This is a genomic window from Saccharopolyspora sp. NPDC002686 (assembly GCF_040295745.1).
Taxonomy (GTDB): Bacteria; Actinomycetota; Actinomycetes; order Mycobacteriales; family Pseudonocardiaceae; genus Saccharopolyspora; species Saccharopolyspora oryzae.
Genome location: NZ_JBEOVY010000182.1, coordinates 1 through 15,164 on the forward strand (window position 1 = coordinate 1; position 15,164 = coordinate 15,164).

Annotated in this window: 14 protein-coding genes, 1 tRNA gene and 1 pseudogene; 13 read left to right on the forward strand and 3 right to left on the reverse strand. The window is 69.1% G+C overall.

The window, feature by feature from the left end; genetic code table 11:
* From ABTZ89_RS22735 to ABTZ89_RS22780, 10 genes and pseudogenes are all read left to right on the forward strand, one after another.
* Nucleotides 1–750: pseudogene (locus tag ABTZ89_RS22735) on the forward strand (hypothetical protein); the annotation flags it as partial.
* A 102-nt stretch (nt 751–852) separates the two neighbouring features.
* Nucleotides 853–3,150 (forward strand): FtsK/SpoIIIE domain-containing protein, encoded by a 2,298-nt coding sequence (locus ABTZ89_RS22740; RefSeq protein ID WP_351047925.1) that lies wholly within the window; start codon nt 853–855, stop codon nt 3,148–3,150.
* A 208-nt stretch (nt 3,151–3,358) separates the two neighbouring features.
* On the forward strand, nt 3,359–3,529 hold the full coding sequence (locus ABTZ89_RS22745) for a hypothetical protein (protein WP_351047927.1): 171 nt from the start codon (nt 3,359–3,361) through the stop codon (nt 3,527–3,529).
* An 8-nt stretch (nt 3,530–3,537) separates the two neighbouring features.
* Entirely contained in the window at nt 3,538–3,897 is a 360-nt protein-coding gene (locus ABTZ89_RS22750; protein WP_351047930.1) for a hypothetical protein, read from the forward strand.
* A 50-nt stretch (nt 3,898–3,947) separates the two neighbouring features.
* Complete coding sequence (locus tag ABTZ89_RS22755; RefSeq protein WP_351047933.1) at nt 3,948–4,163, forward strand: hypothetical protein; 216 nt, start codon at nt 3,948–3,950, stop codon at nt 4,161–4,163.
* 26 nt (nt 4,164–4,189) lie between these two features.
* Nucleotides 4,190–5,002 (forward strand): hypothetical protein, encoded by an 813-nt coding sequence (locus ABTZ89_RS22760; RefSeq protein ID WP_351047936.1) that lies wholly within the window; start codon nt 4,190–4,192, stop codon nt 5,000–5,002.
* Nucleotides 5,003–5,095: 93 nt separating this feature from the next.
* Nucleotides 5,096–6,082 (forward strand): bifunctional DNA primase/polymerase, encoded by a 987-nt coding sequence (locus ABTZ89_RS22765; protein WP_351047939.1) that lies wholly within the window; start codon nt 5,096–5,098, stop codon nt 6,080–6,082.
* Nucleotides 6,079–7,680, forward strand: a complete 1,602-nt coding sequence (locus ABTZ89_RS22770; RefSeq protein WP_351047942.1) for a hypothetical protein — start codon at nt 6,079–6,081, stop codon at nt 7,678–7,680. Before ABTZ89_RS22765 ends, ABTZ89_RS22770 begins: the two co-directional genes overlap by 4 nt.
* 368 nt (nt 7,681–8,048) lie before the next feature.
* A complete protein-coding gene (locus ABTZ89_RS22775) occupies nt 8,049–8,237 on the forward strand; it encodes a helix-turn-helix transcriptional regulator (protein WP_351047944.1) in 189 nt (62 codons plus the stop codon).
* Entirely contained in the window at nt 8,237–9,610 is a 1,374-nt protein-coding gene (locus ABTZ89_RS22780) for a tyrosine-type recombinase/integrase (RefSeq protein ID WP_351047947.1), read from the forward strand. Before ABTZ89_RS22775 ends, ABTZ89_RS22780 begins: the two co-directional genes overlap by 1 nt.
* Before the next feature lie 143 nt (nt 9,611–9,753).
* Here ABTZ89_RS22780 and ABTZ89_RS22785 read toward each other — a convergent pair.
* A tRNA-Arg gene (locus ABTZ89_RS22785) sits at nt 9,754–9,826 on the reverse strand.
* A 160-nt stretch (nt 9,827–9,986) separates the two neighbouring features.
* On the opposite strand from ABTZ89_RS22785, the gene ABTZ89_RS22790 reads away from it, so the two are divergent.
* Nucleotides 9,987–10,904, forward strand: coding sequence for a cation diffusion facilitator family transporter (locus ABTZ89_RS22790; protein ID WP_270950692.1), 918 nt, complete (start codon nt 9,987–9,989; stop codon nt 10,902–10,904).
* A 10-nt stretch (nt 10,905–10,914) separates the two neighbouring features.
* On the opposite strand, the gene ABTZ89_RS22795 is transcribed toward ABTZ89_RS22790, so the two are convergent.
* Together ABTZ89_RS22795 and ABTZ89_RS22800 are read right to left on the reverse strand one after the other, a co-directional pair.
* Entirely contained in the window at nt 10,915–11,571 is a 657-nt protein-coding gene (locus ABTZ89_RS22795) for a DUF305 domain-containing protein (protein ID WP_351047950.1), read from the reverse strand.
* A 3-nt stretch (nt 11,572–11,574) separates the two neighbouring features.
* Complete coding sequence (locus ABTZ89_RS22800) at nt 11,575–12,366, reverse strand: thioredoxin-like domain-containing protein (protein ID WP_270950694.1); 792 nt, start codon at nt 12,364–12,366, stop codon at nt 11,575–11,577.
* Nucleotides 12,367–12,579: 213 nt separating this feature from the next.
* Here ABTZ89_RS22800 and argS point away from each other — a divergent pair, with 213 nt between their 5' ends.
* Both argS and ABTZ89_RS22810 read left to right on the forward strand, forming a co-directional pair.
* Nucleotides 12,580–14,241, forward strand: a complete 1,662-nt coding sequence (gene argS, locus ABTZ89_RS22805) for an arginine--tRNA ligase (protein ID WP_351047954.1) — start codon at nt 12,580–12,582, stop codon at nt 14,239–14,241.
* Nucleotides 14,242–14,306: 65 nt separating this feature from the next.
* Nucleotides 14,307–15,164, forward strand: an 858-nt coding sequence (locus ABTZ89_RS22810; protein WP_502949583.1) for a diaminopimelate decarboxylase family protein, incomplete at its 3' end; no start/stop codon positions are given.

The window sequence follows — 15,164 nt, forward strand, 5'->3', positions numbered from 1 at the left end:
GACGGCAAGCCGGTCGGCTGGCTGCAGGTCGGGGTGTGGACCTTCGCCGCGGTCGCGGCGGTACTGAACTTCACCCACGGCCTGACCATGCGCGACGGTGGCCCGGCCGATGGCGTGGTGATGGCGCTGGTGTCGGTCGGCGGGGTAGTGGCCCACCAGCTGATCACCGCCGCACCGACCCGCGTCCGGCGCAGCCGCGCCGAACGCCGCGCGGCACGCACGAAGCGGATCGAGGCCCGGCGGGTGACCCGGATGGAGCGGGCGGCGGTGCGCCGCGCGGTCGGGCAGCTCGCCTCTGATGGCACCGTGCAGCTGCTGCACGCACCCGGGGTGGTGACCCTGCGCCGCGGCTGGACCGGACGGCGCACGCGACTCGACTCGACCTCCCTGCCGGGCGCTGGCATTGATGGCCCCGCGACCGAGCTCGATGGCCTGGACGCAGAGCTGCGCGCGCTGCTCGCTGAGCCGGTCGAGACCGGGCCGGTCGAGGGTCGACTCCCGGTCGACTCGACCACCCCCGACACGGTCGTTGACCTGCAAGAGTCGAGGGCCGGTCGGGGCTCGATCACCGATCCCGCGCGGCGGACGATGCAGCAGCTGCGCGACGAACTGTGCGCGGCGGTCGAGGCCGGGGACGTCGACCCGACCTCTGCGGAGTCGATCCGCAAGACCCTGCGCTGCGCGGCCCGCACCGCCCGCCAGCTCCGCGACGACTGGCCCGGCGACACCGGCACCCCGGTCGCCGCCTAACCCACCCGAGATCCGTACACGGCCCCGCCGCGCTTGAGCGACAGGGGCGGGGCCGACCCATCCCTTTTCCCGCCCTACGGCACCGCCAAGAGGTGAATCGACATGATGCCCAGCAGCCAGCCCGAGGAAGGCCTCGGCGAGGTGATCCGGTTTCCTCGCCGCGACGACCAGACCGACGACACGGTGCGCGCGGTCGCCGAACGCATCGACCCCGACGACGTCGACACCAACCCCACCGGTGGTGAGGTCGAGGGTGGGGCGCCGGGGGCGGAGATTGCGGTGCGGCCGGACACCCTGCCGGCCAAGCGGGAGCGCGGCGCACTCGTTCCGGCAGCCCTGGCCGGGCCCGCCAAGACCATGACCAAGGCGATCCGGCCCGCTGGCCGCAAGGCGCTGACCAGCGGTCTCTACACGCTGGGTGGCATGCACGTGGTCACCAGCCGGGCCGCGGCGCGGCTGATGCACCACGACATCACCGTGGCGATCCGCCAGGCCCGTGCAGCCGGGGACTACGGCACCGTCGCCGAGCTTGAGCAGCAGAAACGTGCCTCTGCCGATGCCCGCTGGAACCGGGTCAAGATGATGTTCGAGATCACCGGCAAGGCGGCGAAGGCCACCGGCTGCACCCTCGGGGTGCTAACCGGGTTGTTCCTGGTCGCCACGATCGGCGCCGCTACCTATGCCGGTGCCGCCGAGATCGGGGAGCTGTTCTCCCAGGCCAACGCTGGGGGAGCGAACTGGGAAAACACCTGGACCAACGGCTACTGGGCGGCGGTGACCAGCGGCGCGACCGGTGTCGCCGAGGTGGCCACCGGGCTGTGGTCGTGGTTCTGGACGCTGCTGCCGTGGGCGGCCGGTGCCGGACTGCTCGGTGGTGCGTATGCCCTGCACAAGACGGGTCGTGAGGCGCAGGCGCTGCCCGGCTGGGCGTCGAAGTTCCAGGCCCCGGAGCCGGTGGACGGCGAGATGGTGCCCGATGAGGGCGCGATCCTCTCCGCGCTGCGCAACCTCGGCTACGCGCCGCTGAACAAGGCCATCAAGGAGGGCTGGACCCCGCGGTGGCTGGTGACTCCGCACCGGGTCGGCAAGGGCTGGCACGCCCAGCTGCTGCTGCCCCAGCAGGTGCCGGTGACCGAGATCGCCGCCCGCAAGGACGTGCTGGCGCACAACCTGATGCGCAAGCCGATCGAGGTGTGGCCGACCGAGCCGCGTGACCAGGCCAGCGTCCTGGACCTGTGGGTGGCCGACCCTGGCGTGCTGACCAAGCCGGTCGACCCGTGGCCGCTGCTGGAAGAGGGCACCGCCGACTACTTCAAGGGCGTTCCGGTCGCCTACGACGCCCGCGGTGACCTGGTGACCGGCCGGTTGATGGCCGCGAACTACCTGATCGCCGGGATCATGGGCTCGGGTAAGTCGTCGCTGGTCATCGCCCTGTTGCTGGGGGCGATGCTCGATCCGCTGGTGGACATCGACGTCTACGTCATGGCCTACAACGTCGACTACGACGCGATGCGCCCGCGCCTGCGGACCCTGGTCAAGGGCGACGAGGACGAGCACGTCGAAGCGGCGATGGAGGCGCTGCGGGAGCTGGTCGCCGAGGTCTCCGAGCGCGGCCGGATCCTCGAAGAGCTCGGCGGCGAGGAGTCCAAGAACACCCGCGCGATCGCCGAGCGTGATCCGCGGATGCGGCCCCGCGTCGCGGTGTTCGACGAGGTCCACGAGCTGTTCACCCACAAGGAATACGGCCCCGAGGCCTGTGAGCTGGCGCTGAAGGTCACCAAGAAGGCCCGCAAGACCGGCATCACGTGCCTGTGGGTCACCCCGGACGCCGACGCCAAGAGCCTGCCGCGCGGCATCTCCAAGACCGCGTCGAACCGGGTGGCGTTCGCGATCAACGACCACCAGGGCAACGACAGCATCTTGGGCACCGGCATGCACAAGCGCGGCTACTCGGCGACCACCCTCGTCGCTGGTGAGGACGTCGGCACCGCCATGGCCGCCGGATTCGGCAAAACCCCTGGTCTGATCCGTGCCTGCTACATCCGCAAGGACAAGAACGTCGACGAGATCACCCCGGTCGTCGAGCGCGCCATGGCGCTGCGCGAGACCGCCGGCATCACCTCGATCGGGCAGGCGCCGGTGGAACAGCGGGACCTGCTCGACGACCTCGGCGAGGTCTTCGGGCCGGAAGAGGACCGCGTCAAGGACACCGACCTGGTGGCCCGCCTGCGACAGCTGGCCCCGTCCTGGCAGCCCTACAAGAAGCTCACCGGCAAGACCCTGCGCGACCAGCTCGCCGACACCCCGGCCGCGGCCAAGCGCCGCGACGGCTACTGGTTCGTCTGGTCACAGGACGTGCACGCCGCGCGTGCCGAGCAGGCAGTGAGTGACCCGGACTGAGCCCCGGTTCAGCCCGCCCAACGGGCTCAGTGGGCGCGCTGAACCCACCGGATCCACTTCTCCACTTCCAGAACGTTTCCGCATGTCACGGCAAGTGGGTCGAGATCAGTGGGCTCGAAGTGGGGATCCACTTCGATCGGCCCGATCCACTTGCCCACTCACTTCAACTCCTGATCACAACCAGTAACCGAACTGGAGAGGAATCGCCATGGCCAAGCCGTGCATCGAGAAGAAGCGATCGATGTGGGACGGGTCCGTCATCACCTACTGCGGGCGCAAGGAGAAGGCGCCGAAGGAGTGCTGGCTCAACTACAACGCCTTCACGCGCTCGGACACCTGCCCGAAGTGCGTGGCGGCCCACGACCGGACGGCGGGGTGAACGCACTGATGAGCACGATCCGCACTTTCGGCGCGGTCGCCATCGGCGCCGCCCTGATCGCCAGCGTCAGCAACCACACCGACAACACCCCGGCCCCGGCGCCAGTGCAGGAGCAGGGCCCGTCGACCGCGGGCTACGACCAGCCGCGTCCGATCCCGGACCCCAGCGAGTTCGACGCCGAGACGGTGGAGCGCACCGACGTCCCCGGCGAGTACAGCGCGATCTGCGAAGACGGCGCGGTCGTCAACTACTGGCCGCCCACCGAGCAGGCCTGGCGGCACGCGGTCGACAACTGCCAGCTCATGGGCGACTTCACCGAGCAGCTTGGCGACGAGCTCGACCGCCGCGGCGCGGGCGAGTGGCGCTGAGCCACCACCCGCCAAGCGTCCCGGACCCACCGATCTGGAAAGAGCCTGCTGTGACCGTGTTCGACCTCGTCCTGCCCGCCGCGCTCGTGTTGGGCGGCTACCTCCTCATCTGCCTGGGCTGGCCCTACAAGAACTGCCGGACCTGCCACGGCCAGGGCAAGCTCCGCGCCTTCATGGGCGTCCGGTACTGCCCGCCCTGCGACGGCACCGGCCTGCGGTTACGGGCCGGACGCCGATTCCTCGACAGCATCCGCCGGCACCGCTGAACCCCTACCTGGAAGGGAGAACCACCATGCACACCACCATCACCGCACCCGAGCCCGTCGTCGACGCCCCGCAGCCGACGGTGATCCACCAGCCCGTCGGCCCCCGGTCGGCCCGGCAGCAGGTGCCCACGGTCGTCGAACCGACCCCGGTTGCCGGGCTGGGCGTGGCGCCGCGCTTCTGCGGAGGCTGGGTCGCTCCGCGGTGGGCCTTCACCGGCGAGTGGGTGCTGCTGCACCTCGACTCCGGGATCGCGGCGGTGAACGTTGACGGCGCTGGCATCGGGCACGCCCGGGAGGCCGCCGAACTGCTGGGCGTGGGCAGCGTCGACTGGACCTACCCCGCCGAGATCCTCACCGGTGACCCGCTCGCGCTCGACGTGCTCCGCGTCGTCGGAGACTGGGTGCGGGACGCGGTCCGGGAGAACCGGCCCGTGCGGCTGCACGCCAGCAGCTGGCAGCAGATCCCGCCGCCGTGGTCGGTTGACGTGCTCGACTCGCGGGGCAAGGTCTTCGACAGCTACTTCTGCTTCACCTACGGCGAGGCAGAGCAGTTCACGGTCGAGCTCGGCATCGACTTCGATCTCGACCTGAGCGCCGGGTCGTGCGAGGACATCACGATCAGCCGCCTGGTCGACCCGTTCTGGGAGCTGCGCTGCGCCCGACGCGGCTGCACCGCGGTCCTGCTCGACGACGAGTACGGGATTCCCGACCGCAGCCCCAACCGGCGCGCACTGGCCGCCATCGCCGCCGACGAATCCTGGCGGCAGCTGGACGAGCGCCGGTGGCTGTGCCCCGCCTGCAACGCCCAGTTCCGGGGCACCAAGACCTGCACCTGGTGACACGCCAAGTCCGCTGATCCGACCCGACGAACGCCTCGCCCGGCGCTGAACCCGGGCACTGGGCGAGGCCCCTTCTTGTAGAGGTGAACTCCCGTGACCACACATCAAGTGCCCAGTGCTGTCGGGCAGCTTCGTGATTGGGCGCTGCTGGCTGTCGATCGGGGCTGGAAGGTGTTCCCGCTGCGGCCGGGCACCAAGCGCAATCCGGCCCTGCACGGCCGGAAAGCCTGCCCCGGCACCGGGATCTGCGCCGATGAGCACCAGGGGTGGGAGCAGCGCGCCACCAGCGATCCCACCAAGGTCGAAGGATGCTGGTCGTACGCGGCGTTCAACGTCGCGATCGCGACTGGTCCGTCCGGATTGTTGGTGGTGGATTGCGACCGGCCCAAGCCTGGATGGACCTGGCCTGAAGGCTGGAACAGCACGGGAGTGACCAGCGGGCGAGATGTCCTGGAGGTGCTGGCCGAACGCGCCGGGGCCAGCATGCCGACGACCTGGACCGTAGCCACACCCAGTGGCGGCATGCACTTCTACTTCCGCGCTCCCGAGGGTGTGCGGTTGCGCAACACCACCGGCGAGAATGGCGGGCTCGGTCCGCTGATCGACACCCGTGCCGGTGGTGGCTACGTCGTCGCGCCCGGATCGATCACCGCGGAAGGCGCGTACGAGTTGATCGACGATGCGGATCCGGTGGATCTGCCTGGCTGGTTGGTCCAGGCACTGACTCCCAAGCCCGCAGCGGCCAACTCAGCGCCCCGTGAGATCGCCTCTGCGCGGATGTCCCGCTACGTGTCGGCGGCCCTGCGCAACGAGCGTGAACGGCTCGAAGCGACCGGTACAGGCCCGCAAAACCGGGCGCTGTTCACCGCCGCGCTGGCGCTGGGCCGCCTGGTGGCCGGAGGAGCAGTCACCGACGCCACCGTCCGGGAAATGCTGCACCACACCATGTCCCGGCTGCCGTTGACCCGACCGGACGAGCCGTGGACCACCGAGCAGATCGACGCGACGATCACCTCGGCGTTCCGGATCGCGGCCCGCAACCCCCGCACGCTGCGGGTCCGGGGTGGTGATGCGGCATGACGGCAGCCCACCAGCAGCCCGCGTCACGGCCGTCGATCTGGCCGGTCGGCGATGACGGACGGCCCACGGTGCGGATCACCACCAACCCGGATGCGATCCGGGTGCTCACCTCGGCGGTAGGCAGCCGGCTGCTGCCTGACACCTACGTTCAGGACGGTGCCCCGGTGCTGGTCGAGGCAGTCTCTGGCGCCGGAGACCCCGCGGCGGGTGACGACGATGTCGCCCTGCCGTTGTCGGCGGTGCAGCTGCGTCCGTCGCTGCTGGCCAGCCTGTTGGCCGAACATCTCAACGTGGTGCAGCCGGAGGTGGACAAGCAGGGCAACCACGTTGAGGTCGAGAAGTCTCCGTCGTTGTCGGTGCTGGGGTCGGTGCTCTCACGCCGCTCGTGGCCGGATCTGCCGGTGCTGCGCCGGATCATCTCCACTCCGGTCCTGCGCCCGGACGGCACGCTGCTGCAGCAGCCCGGCTACGACCCGGCCACCGGGTTCCTGCTGGCCGGCCGCAGCGACCTCGAACCTGTGCCCAACCAGCCCACGCGGGAGGACGTGGAAGCGGCGAAGGCGTTCCTGCTGGAGACGTTCCTGCGGGACTTCCCATGGGTCAGCAACGCCGACCGCGCCAACTACATCGCCATGCTCGTCACCCCGATCATCCGCCCCTTCACCCGCGCCCTCTCGCCCTTCGGCGTGATCGACGCGACCATGCCCGGCAGCGGCAAAACCATCCTGTCCGGCTGCGTCGGGCTTCTGGTGGGGCAGCGCGTGCTGACCTGGACCGATTCCGAGGAAGAACTGCGCAAGGCCATCACCACCGTGCTGGCCAACGAGGTCGGGGTCGTGGTCTTCGACAACCTCGAAGAGGGCACGGTCATCAACTCCGCTGCTCTCGCCCGCCTGGTCACCGAACGGACCTGGACCGACCGCAAGTTGGGCACCAACTCCGACGTCACCCTGCCCAACGACCGTTTGTGGCTGGCCACCGGCAACAACCTTCGAGTCGGTGGCGACATGGCTTCCCGCAGCGCGTGGGTCCGCCTCGACCCCGACTGCCCGCGCCCCGAAGCCCGTAGCGGCTTCACCATTCCCAACCTCGACACGTGGATCCTTGACCCGGCCAACCAGGCAATCGTGCTGCGGCACCTGCTGGTGCTCATCCTCGACTGGACCGCCGCCGGCGCCCCCACCTCGACGTCGGTGCCCCAGATGCGGCAGTTCACCCGCTGGGCCCAGTACCTCGGAGGGTTTCTCGAACACCACGGCATCAGCGGATTCCTCGGCAACGCCGAATCCTCCCGCGACCTCGACGACGACGCCGCCGAATGGCGCGGATTCCTGCTGCGCTGGCACCAACTTCACGGCACCAAGCAGATGTTCGCCAAAGACCTCCGCGCCACCGCTGAAGTCGACAGCGGCATCGACCCCTGGCAGGGCAGCTTTCCCACCACCGAGTCCGGCAAGTTGCTGTCGGCGAAATCGCTGGGCCGCAAGCTCACCGGTCAGATCGGACGGTGGCGCGGCGACATCGTTCTACGCAGCGTCACCGACACCCATACCAGCAGCCGCGCCTACTGGGTCGAGCGCGCGACCTCATCCTCATGACCCCCCAAACCAAACCCGCAAACCCGCAAACCCAGCAGCCACCCCAGATCACCAGGGAAAAGAGGCCGGGACAGGAGTGGGAACCAAACCCGCAACGTCCACCACCAAACCCGCAAACCCGCAAAAACCAGCGCTCCAAACCCGCAAACCCGCATCAAACCCGCAACCAAAACCCCAGTTCAAACCCTGTTTTGCGGGTTTGCGGGTTTAAAACGCCGATCCCCAGCCCAGGAATCCCCACCACTGTTCCAGCCTCAGTGGTCGACACCAAGAAGTCACCACGTGTAACTACTCCGGACCGCTGCTCCCAACCCTCCGGGACAAGCTGCCCCGGACACTCCACAAGCGACTCACTTCAGGGGGAAGTCATGGCTCGCCGACGTGAATACCTCAAGATTCCTGCCCTCTGCGACGAGCTGGGGATCTCCCGGGACACCTTCTACAAGTGGCGGGTCAAGGGGACCGCCCCACTGTGCACGAAGCTGCCGAACGGCGAGCTCCGTGTCTGCCGTGACGACCTCGAAAAGTGGCTCGACACCTGCAAGGAGGCCGCCTGATGCCAGCCAGCTTCGATGTGAGCGTGTGGAACATCAAGCCGCGCAAGAACACGAAGGGCAAGGTGACCAGCTACGGAGTCCGATGGCGTGTTGAAGGTGAGGAGTTCTACGAGTCGTTCAAATCCTCTACGCAGGCCGATGGTTTCCGCTCCGAGTTGAAGTCGGCGCAGAACAGAGGAGAGCCGTTCGACACGGTGACCGGACTCCCAGCATCGATGGGACGCAAGACCCGTGACGTGCCGTTCTTCGACCTCGCGTGCAAGTACGTGGACATGAAGTGGCCAGGCGCTGCTGCGACGACTCGTCAAACCCTGGCAGAAGCACTGATCCGGGTCACGCCCGTATTCCTCCCAGCTGGCAGGGGGAAGCCCGACGATCGCGCCATCCGATCCGCACTTCGCGGATGGGCGTTCAACCCCCCGAAGCGGGCAGAGGAAGTTCCGGTCGAGGTCAAGGAAGTTCTCGACTGGTGCTCGCGCAATAGCTTGACGGTGAGCGCAGCGCAAGAACGTCGAGTGCTGGACGCCCTCGAAAAGGCCGTCACGACAAAGCTATCCGGGGAGAAGTACGCACCCTCGGTGGCGCGCAAGACCCGTTCGGCCTTGTCGGGGTTCCTGGCCCACGCGGTGAAGGAAGGAATCTTGGACGCCAACCCGCTCAGCGACGAAAAGTGGACCTCAATGCCGAAAGGGAACCGGACGATCGACCCCCGAACTGTCCCAAACCCGGTGCAGGCCCGGACGCTTCTGCGTGAAGTCCGCGGGATCCAGCGAAGCGGCCCCCGGCTGGAGGCGTTCTTCGGAACGATGTACTTCGCTGCGCTGCGGCCGGAAGAGGCTGTCGCGCTCCAGGAGCACAACCTGGATCTCCCGAAGGAGGGGTGGGGCGAGATCTTCGTCGACGGAGCAAACCCCCACGCCGGACGGCACTGGACTGGGACCGACAAGGCTCGCGAACCCCGAGGCCTCAAGAGCAGAGCCCGCGACGAAGGCCGACCGGTGCCGTGCCCACCGGAGCTCACCGCACTGCTGCGTCGCCACCTCGCCACGTACGAGCCTGGCGAGAACGGGTTGGTGTTCACCGGAGAGAAGGGGGAGGACGTCCCGAAGATGACCTACATGCGGGTCTGGCGAGCCGCACGTACGGCCACCTTCACCAAGGAGGTCGCAGCAACGCGGCTCTGCCGGCGCCCGTACTCCCTCCGGCACGCCGCGGTGAGCTCGTGGCTCACGGCGGGCGTCGACCCCGCCACCGTCGCCCGGTGGGCTGGGCAGTCCGTGGCCGTACTGCTGGAGGTCTACGCCGCATGCCTGCACGGGCAAGACGTGATCGCCCGACAGCGGGTCGACGACTTCTTCGGCTGGAAAGGCTGAGGCCCTGCCGCGGGGCCTTGTCCGCGCATTGTCCGTGAACCACGGCAGATCATGCCTGCCGCTGGCAGACAGTGACGTACAAACAGATCCGCCCCTGGCGGCATCTCTGCTGCTCAGGGGCGGATCTGGCTGGTCTCGCTATGCGCCCTCGGCAGGACTCGAACCTGCGACACCTGCCTCCGGAGGGCAGTGCTCTATCCGCTGAGCTACGAGGGCTTGTCGCTGCGGACGATCGTTAGCCTATCGCACTCGCCGCAACGGTTTCGCGGGGGGTGCGTCGGATTGCGGCATCTCAGATGCCGGGCCCTATCGCCTCCGCCCGCCTATTCATGCATACTTCACTATGTATTGAGGTCAGGTGGACGTAGGAGGGCAGATGGGTCAGGGCCACGGGCACGGGTCCGCAGCCGACGCGGTCAGCGCCTCGGGGCGCTACGTGCGGCGGCTCGGCATGTCGTTCGCGATCCTGCTCGCGTTCCTCGTGCTCGAAGCCGTCGTCGGGTTCATGACGTCCTCGCTGGCGCTGCTCTCCGACGCCGGGCACATGCTCACCGACGTGCTCGGCGTGGGCATGGCGCTCGCCGCGATCACCGCGGCGCGGCGGCCGGTGGGGGACAAGCGGACCTTCGGGCTCTACCGCATGGAAGTCCTGGCCGCGCTCGCCAACGCCGTCCTGCTGTTCGGCGTGGCCGCCTACATCCTCTACGAGTCGATCTCCCGGCTCCAGGACCCGCCGGAAGTCGCCGGGCTGCCGATGATGCTGACCGCGGCGGCCGGGCTGGGCGCCAACCTCGTGGTGTTCGCGCTGCTGCGCCAGGGCGCCAACGAGAGCCTGAACGTGCGCGGCGCCTACCTGGAAGTCCTCGCCGACACCATCGGTTCGGTCGGGGTGCTGATCGGCGGTCTGCTCACCTGGCTGTTCGGCTGGTACCTGGCGGACCCGATCGTCGCCGTCGCGGTCGGCCTGTTCGTGCTGCCGCGGACCTGGAAGCTCGCCCGCCAGGCGCTGCGGATCCTCGTCCAGCAGGCCCCGGAAGGCGTCGACGTCGGCGAGCTGCGCGCGGACCTGACCGCGCTGCCATCGGTCACCGAGGTCCACGACCTGCACGTGTGGACCCTCACCTCCGGAATGGAGGTCGCCTCGGCGCACCTGACCACCGGTTCCGACGCGGACCACGGCGGGGTGCTGGTCGCGGCGCAGCGCCTGCTGTCCGAGCGCTACCGCATCGACCACGCGACCCTCCAGGTCGAGCCCGCCGAGTGCGCCAAGCGCTGCCAGGCGCTGACCTGGTGAGCCGCGCCGACTAGATCGGCCGAGCGCCGCGCTCCTGGAGCATGGTGCGCATCAGCTGGCTCTCGCTGGCCTGCGAACCGAGCATGTTCTTCGCCAGCTCGCGCACCGCCGGAACGGCCGCGTGGCGCGCGCCGTAGTCGGCCATCGGGGCGCCGCCCTCGTGGTGGCGCAGCATCAGCTGCAGGAAGTAGACGTCGAACTCCGGGCCGCGCAGGTCCTGCAGGTGCGCCATCTCCGCGCTGCTGGCCATGCCCGGCATCAGCCCGCCACCGCCGGTGGACATGGCCATCCCGCCGTGGTCGTGGCCCTCGGACTTCATCCACTCCATCAGCGGGCCGACGGCCTGCGAGGACTGGTGCCACAGGCTCAACCAACCCTGCATCCGGCCGATCTGGTCGCGCTGGTTGGTCTCGATGTCGAAGGCCAGCTGCCGCACCGCGACGTCCGAGGCGCGCTCGCGGGCCAGCGTGGCCATGGTCACCGCTTGCTGGTGGTGCACGCTCATGTCCTGCGCGAACCCGATGTCGACCGGGGTCGGCTCGGGTTCAGCGCGGTCGAGGGACGGCACCCGGATCAGCAGTCCGAGCGCCGCCCCGAGCAGCAGCAGCGCCAGGGCTGCTGCGACGGCCACGAAGATCCGCGCGGCCAGTGGACGTTCGGTGCGCACGGCTTACTGCCCCTGACCCATTTCGCCGGCCGCCGCGTTCGCGCCCTTGCCGTCCATGGTGACCGCGTCCGGGCCGGGCGGGGTCGCGTCGAACTTCGGCGGGTTGTTGGTGTCGAACGCACCCGGGTAGGCCTGGCAGGAGCCGCCGATCTCCGGGTAGACGCCGTTGTTGTTCAGCCGCAGCGCGGTGATGAACTGGTCGATGCGCGGGTCCTCGGCGTTGTCGACCTTGAGCTGGTGGCCCCAGGACTGCAGCGAGATCGGGCTGTCCAGGCCCGGGTACGGCGACATCATCGTGTAGGGCTTGCCGTCGGCGCGGGCCTTGAGGCGCTCGATGCCGGCCTCGTCGACCTTGTCCGGGTTGTAGGCGATCCACACCGCGCCGTGCTCCAGCGAGTGGACCATGTTCTCGGTGCGCACGGCCTCCGGGTAGACCACGCCGGTGCAGTCGGCCCAGATGCCGTCGTGCGGGCCGCCGAACGGCGGGGACTGGTCGTAGGCCACCCGCTGCGTCGGGGTGATGTGCAGCTGGCCCTGGTACTCGACGGTCTTGACCCCGGGGATCTTCTTGGACGGGTCGGGGTTCTCCGGCGACGGCTTGAACGGCTCGGCGGCCTTCTCGGCCTGGGCCTGGGCTTCCCGGATGTCCGAGGTTTCGGAGTACCTCATGAACGTGAAGCCGAAGACCACGGCTGCGAACACCGCCACGGCCGTCACGCCCGAGATCAGCATCCAGGGGATTTGCCGCTGGTGCACCACGGTGTTGCGCACCGCTTTGCTCTTCTTGTTCGCCATGCTGTTCGAAAACCTCGTCTCACCAAGAACCACCGGGGGATCCGGCCCGCCAGTGTAGAGATTGCCGACGCCGCGAGAGCCCTCTCGGCCAATGCTCGCCACCACACGTTCTCACACTGCTGTGACCGGTCGATCACTCCCCGTGGTCTTGCCTGCTGGGAACTGGCCAACCCGTTGGCTGAGCAGCGCGGACTCTTCCTTAGACTCCATAAGGTGACTCCCGCCGTGCTCGCAGAACTGGTCCGCAACACCGCCGTCGAGGTGCTTTCCGACAAGCAGCTGGACACCTCCGTCCTGCCCGAGGTGGTGACCGTCGAGCGCCCCCGCAACCCGGAGCACGGCGACTACGCGACCAACCTCGCGATGCAGGTGGCCAAGAAGGCCGGCGTGAACCCGCGCGACCTGGCGACCTGGCTGGCCGAGGCGCTGACCGGCAAGGACGGCATCGACTCGGTCGACGTCGCCGGCCCCGGCTTCCTGAACCTGCGGCTGGCCGCGGACGCGCAGGGCCAGATCGTGCGCGAGGTCATCACCCGCGCCGCCGAGTACGGCAACGGCGACCGCTACGACGGCCTGAAGGTGAACCTGGAGTTCGTCTCGGCCAACCCGACCGGCCCGATCCACCTGGGCGGCACCCGCTGGGCCGCGGTCGGCGACGCGCTCGGCCGCGTGCTGAGCGCGCAGGGCGCCGCGGTGACCCGCGAGTACTACTTCAACGACGCCGGCGCGCAGATCGACCGGTTCGTGCGGTCGCTGATCGCCGCGGCCAAGGGCGAGCCCGCCCCGGAGGACGGCTACGGCGGCGACTACATCGGCGACATCGCCGGTGCGGTGATCAAGGCCGAGCCCGGGGTGATGGAGCAGCCCGAGGAGGAACGGCACGAGACGTTCCGCCGGATCGGCGTCGGGCTGATGTTCGACGAGATCAAGCAGAGCCTGCACGACTTCGGCACCGACTTCGACGTGTACTTCCACGAGGACTCGCTGCACACCTCCGGTGCCGTGGCCGAGTCCCTGGAGGCGCTGAAGAAGTCCGGTCACGTGTACTTCGCCGACGGCGCCTGGTGGCTGCGCTCCACCGAGTTCGGCGACGACAAGGACCGCGTCGTCATCAAGAGCGACGGCGCCCCCGCCTACATCGCCGGTGACGTCGCCTACCTGCTGGACAAGCGCAACCGCGGCTTCGAGCTGTGCATCTACATGCTGGGCGCCGACCACCACGGCTACATCGCCCGGCTCAAGGCCGCGGCCGCGGCGCTGGGCGACGACCCGTCGGTGGTCGAGGTGCTGATCGGGCAGATGGTGAACCTGGTGCGCGACGGCAAACCGGTGCGGATGAGCAAGCGCGCGGGCACCGTCGTCACCCTGGAGGACCTGGTCGAGGCGGTCGGCGTGGACGCCGCCCGCTACTCGCTGATCCGGTCCTCGGCGGACTCCGCGGTCGACATCGACCTGGACCTGATCAGCAAGCGCACCAACGAGAACCCGGTGTTCTACGTGCAGTACGCGCACGCCCGCCTGTCGTCGTTGCAGCGCAACGCGGTCTCGCTGGGAATCGAGCGCGGCACCGTGGACAATGCCGACCTGTCGCTGCTCACCCACGAACGCGAGGGCGACCTGATCCGCACCCTCGGCGAGTTCCCGCGCGTGGTGAACTCGGCCGCCCAGCTGCGCGAACCGCACCGGGTGGCCCGCTACCTGGAGGACGTGGCCAGCGCGTACCACAAGTTCTACGACGCTTGCCGCGTGCTGCAGCCCGGGGACGACGAGGCCAGCGCGCTGACCATCGCCCGGCTGCAGCTGTGCGAGGCGACCCGCCAGGTCATCGCCAACGGCTTGGGGCTGCTGGGCGTCAGCGCACCCGAGCAGATGTGACAACGCGGCACCAGGTGCCGCGACGATTCGCCTGTCCAGCGGCAGGCTGCGCGAAGGAGTTCTAGATGCGCGCCCATCCCGCCGGGCCCCGGCACGCCGATGTCGTGCTGCCCGGCAACACCGCGGGACCGGTTCCGGCCACCGCGGAAGACGTCGACCACCTGCACCCGCAGGTCTGGCCCCGCAACAGCGAGCGCGGCACCGACGGTGCCCTCCGGGTCGCCGGCATCGACGTCCGAGAACTGGCGGAGCGCTTCGGCACCCCGCTGTTCGTGCTGGACGAGGACGACTTCCGGTCCCGCTGCCGCGACTACGCCGAGGCCTTCGGCGACCCGACCTCGGTGCACTACGCCTCGAAGGCGTTCCTGTGCACCGAGGTCGCGCGCTGGGTGGCCGAGGAGGGCCTGAGCCTGGACGTGTGCAGCGGCGGCGAGCTCGCCGTGGCGCTGCGCGCCGGGTTCCCGGCCGAGCGGATCACGTTCCACGGCAACAACAAGTCCGTCGCCGAGCTGACCACCGCGGTGGAGGCCGGGGTCGGATCGGTGGTGCTGGACTCGTTCCACGAGATCGCCCGGCTGGCGCACATCGCCGCCGAGCGCGACGTCCAGCAGCACGTGCTGGTGCGCGTCACCGTCGGCGTGGAGGCCCACACCCACGAGTTCATCGCGACCGCGCACGAGGACCAGAAGTTCGGGTTCTCGCTGGCCGGCGGCCAGGCCGCGGAGGCGGTGCACCGGGTGCTGAAGTCCGGTTCGCTGGTGCTGGCCGGGCTGCACAGCCACATCGGCTCGCAGATCTTCGACGTGGACGGCTTCGAGCTGGCCGCGCACCGGGTGGTGGTACGGCACGGTCTCCTGCGAGAGCGGGAAGGTGGTGTCGCCGAACGGGGACAGCGCGCCCTGCTTGTCGGCCCAGAACTCGCT

Bases quoted from the DNA above. Each gene is read 5' to 3' on its own strand.
- ABTZ89_RS22760 (WP_351047936.1), top strand. From the start codon at position 4,190: ATGCACACCACCATCACCGCACCCGAGCCCGTCGTCGACGCCCCGCAG.
- ABTZ89_RS22740 (WP_351047925.1), top strand. From the start codon at position 853: ATGATGCCCAGCAGCCAGCCCGAGGAAGGCCTCGGCGAGGTGATCCGG.
- ABTZ89_RS22790 (WP_270950692.1), top strand. From the start codon at position 9,987: ATGGGTCAGGGCCACGGGCACGGGTCCGCAGCCGACGCGGTCAGCGCC.
- ABTZ89_RS22800 (WP_270950694.1), bottom strand. From the start codon at position 12,366: ATGGCGAACAAGAAGAGCAAAGCGGTGCGCAACACCGTGGTGCACCAG.
- ABTZ89_RS22770 (WP_351047942.1), top strand. From the start codon at position 6,079: ATGACGGCAGCCCACCAGCAGCCCGCGTCACGGCCGTCGATCTGGCCG.
- ABTZ89_RS22780 (WP_351047947.1), top strand. From the start codon at position 8,237: ATGCCAGCCAGCTTCGATGTGAGCGTGTGGAACATCAAGCCGCGCAAG.
- ABTZ89_RS22775 (WP_351047944.1), top strand. From the start codon at position 8,049: ATGGCTCGCCGACGTGAATACCTCAAGATTCCTGCCCTCTGCGACGAG.
- ABTZ89_RS22745 (WP_351047927.1), top strand. From the start codon at position 3,359: ATGGCCAAGCCGTGCATCGAGAAGAAGCGATCGATGTGGGACGGGTCC.
- ABTZ89_RS22750 (WP_351047930.1), top strand. From the start codon at position 3,538: ATGAGCACGATCCGCACTTTCGGCGCGGTCGCCATCGGCGCCGCCCTG.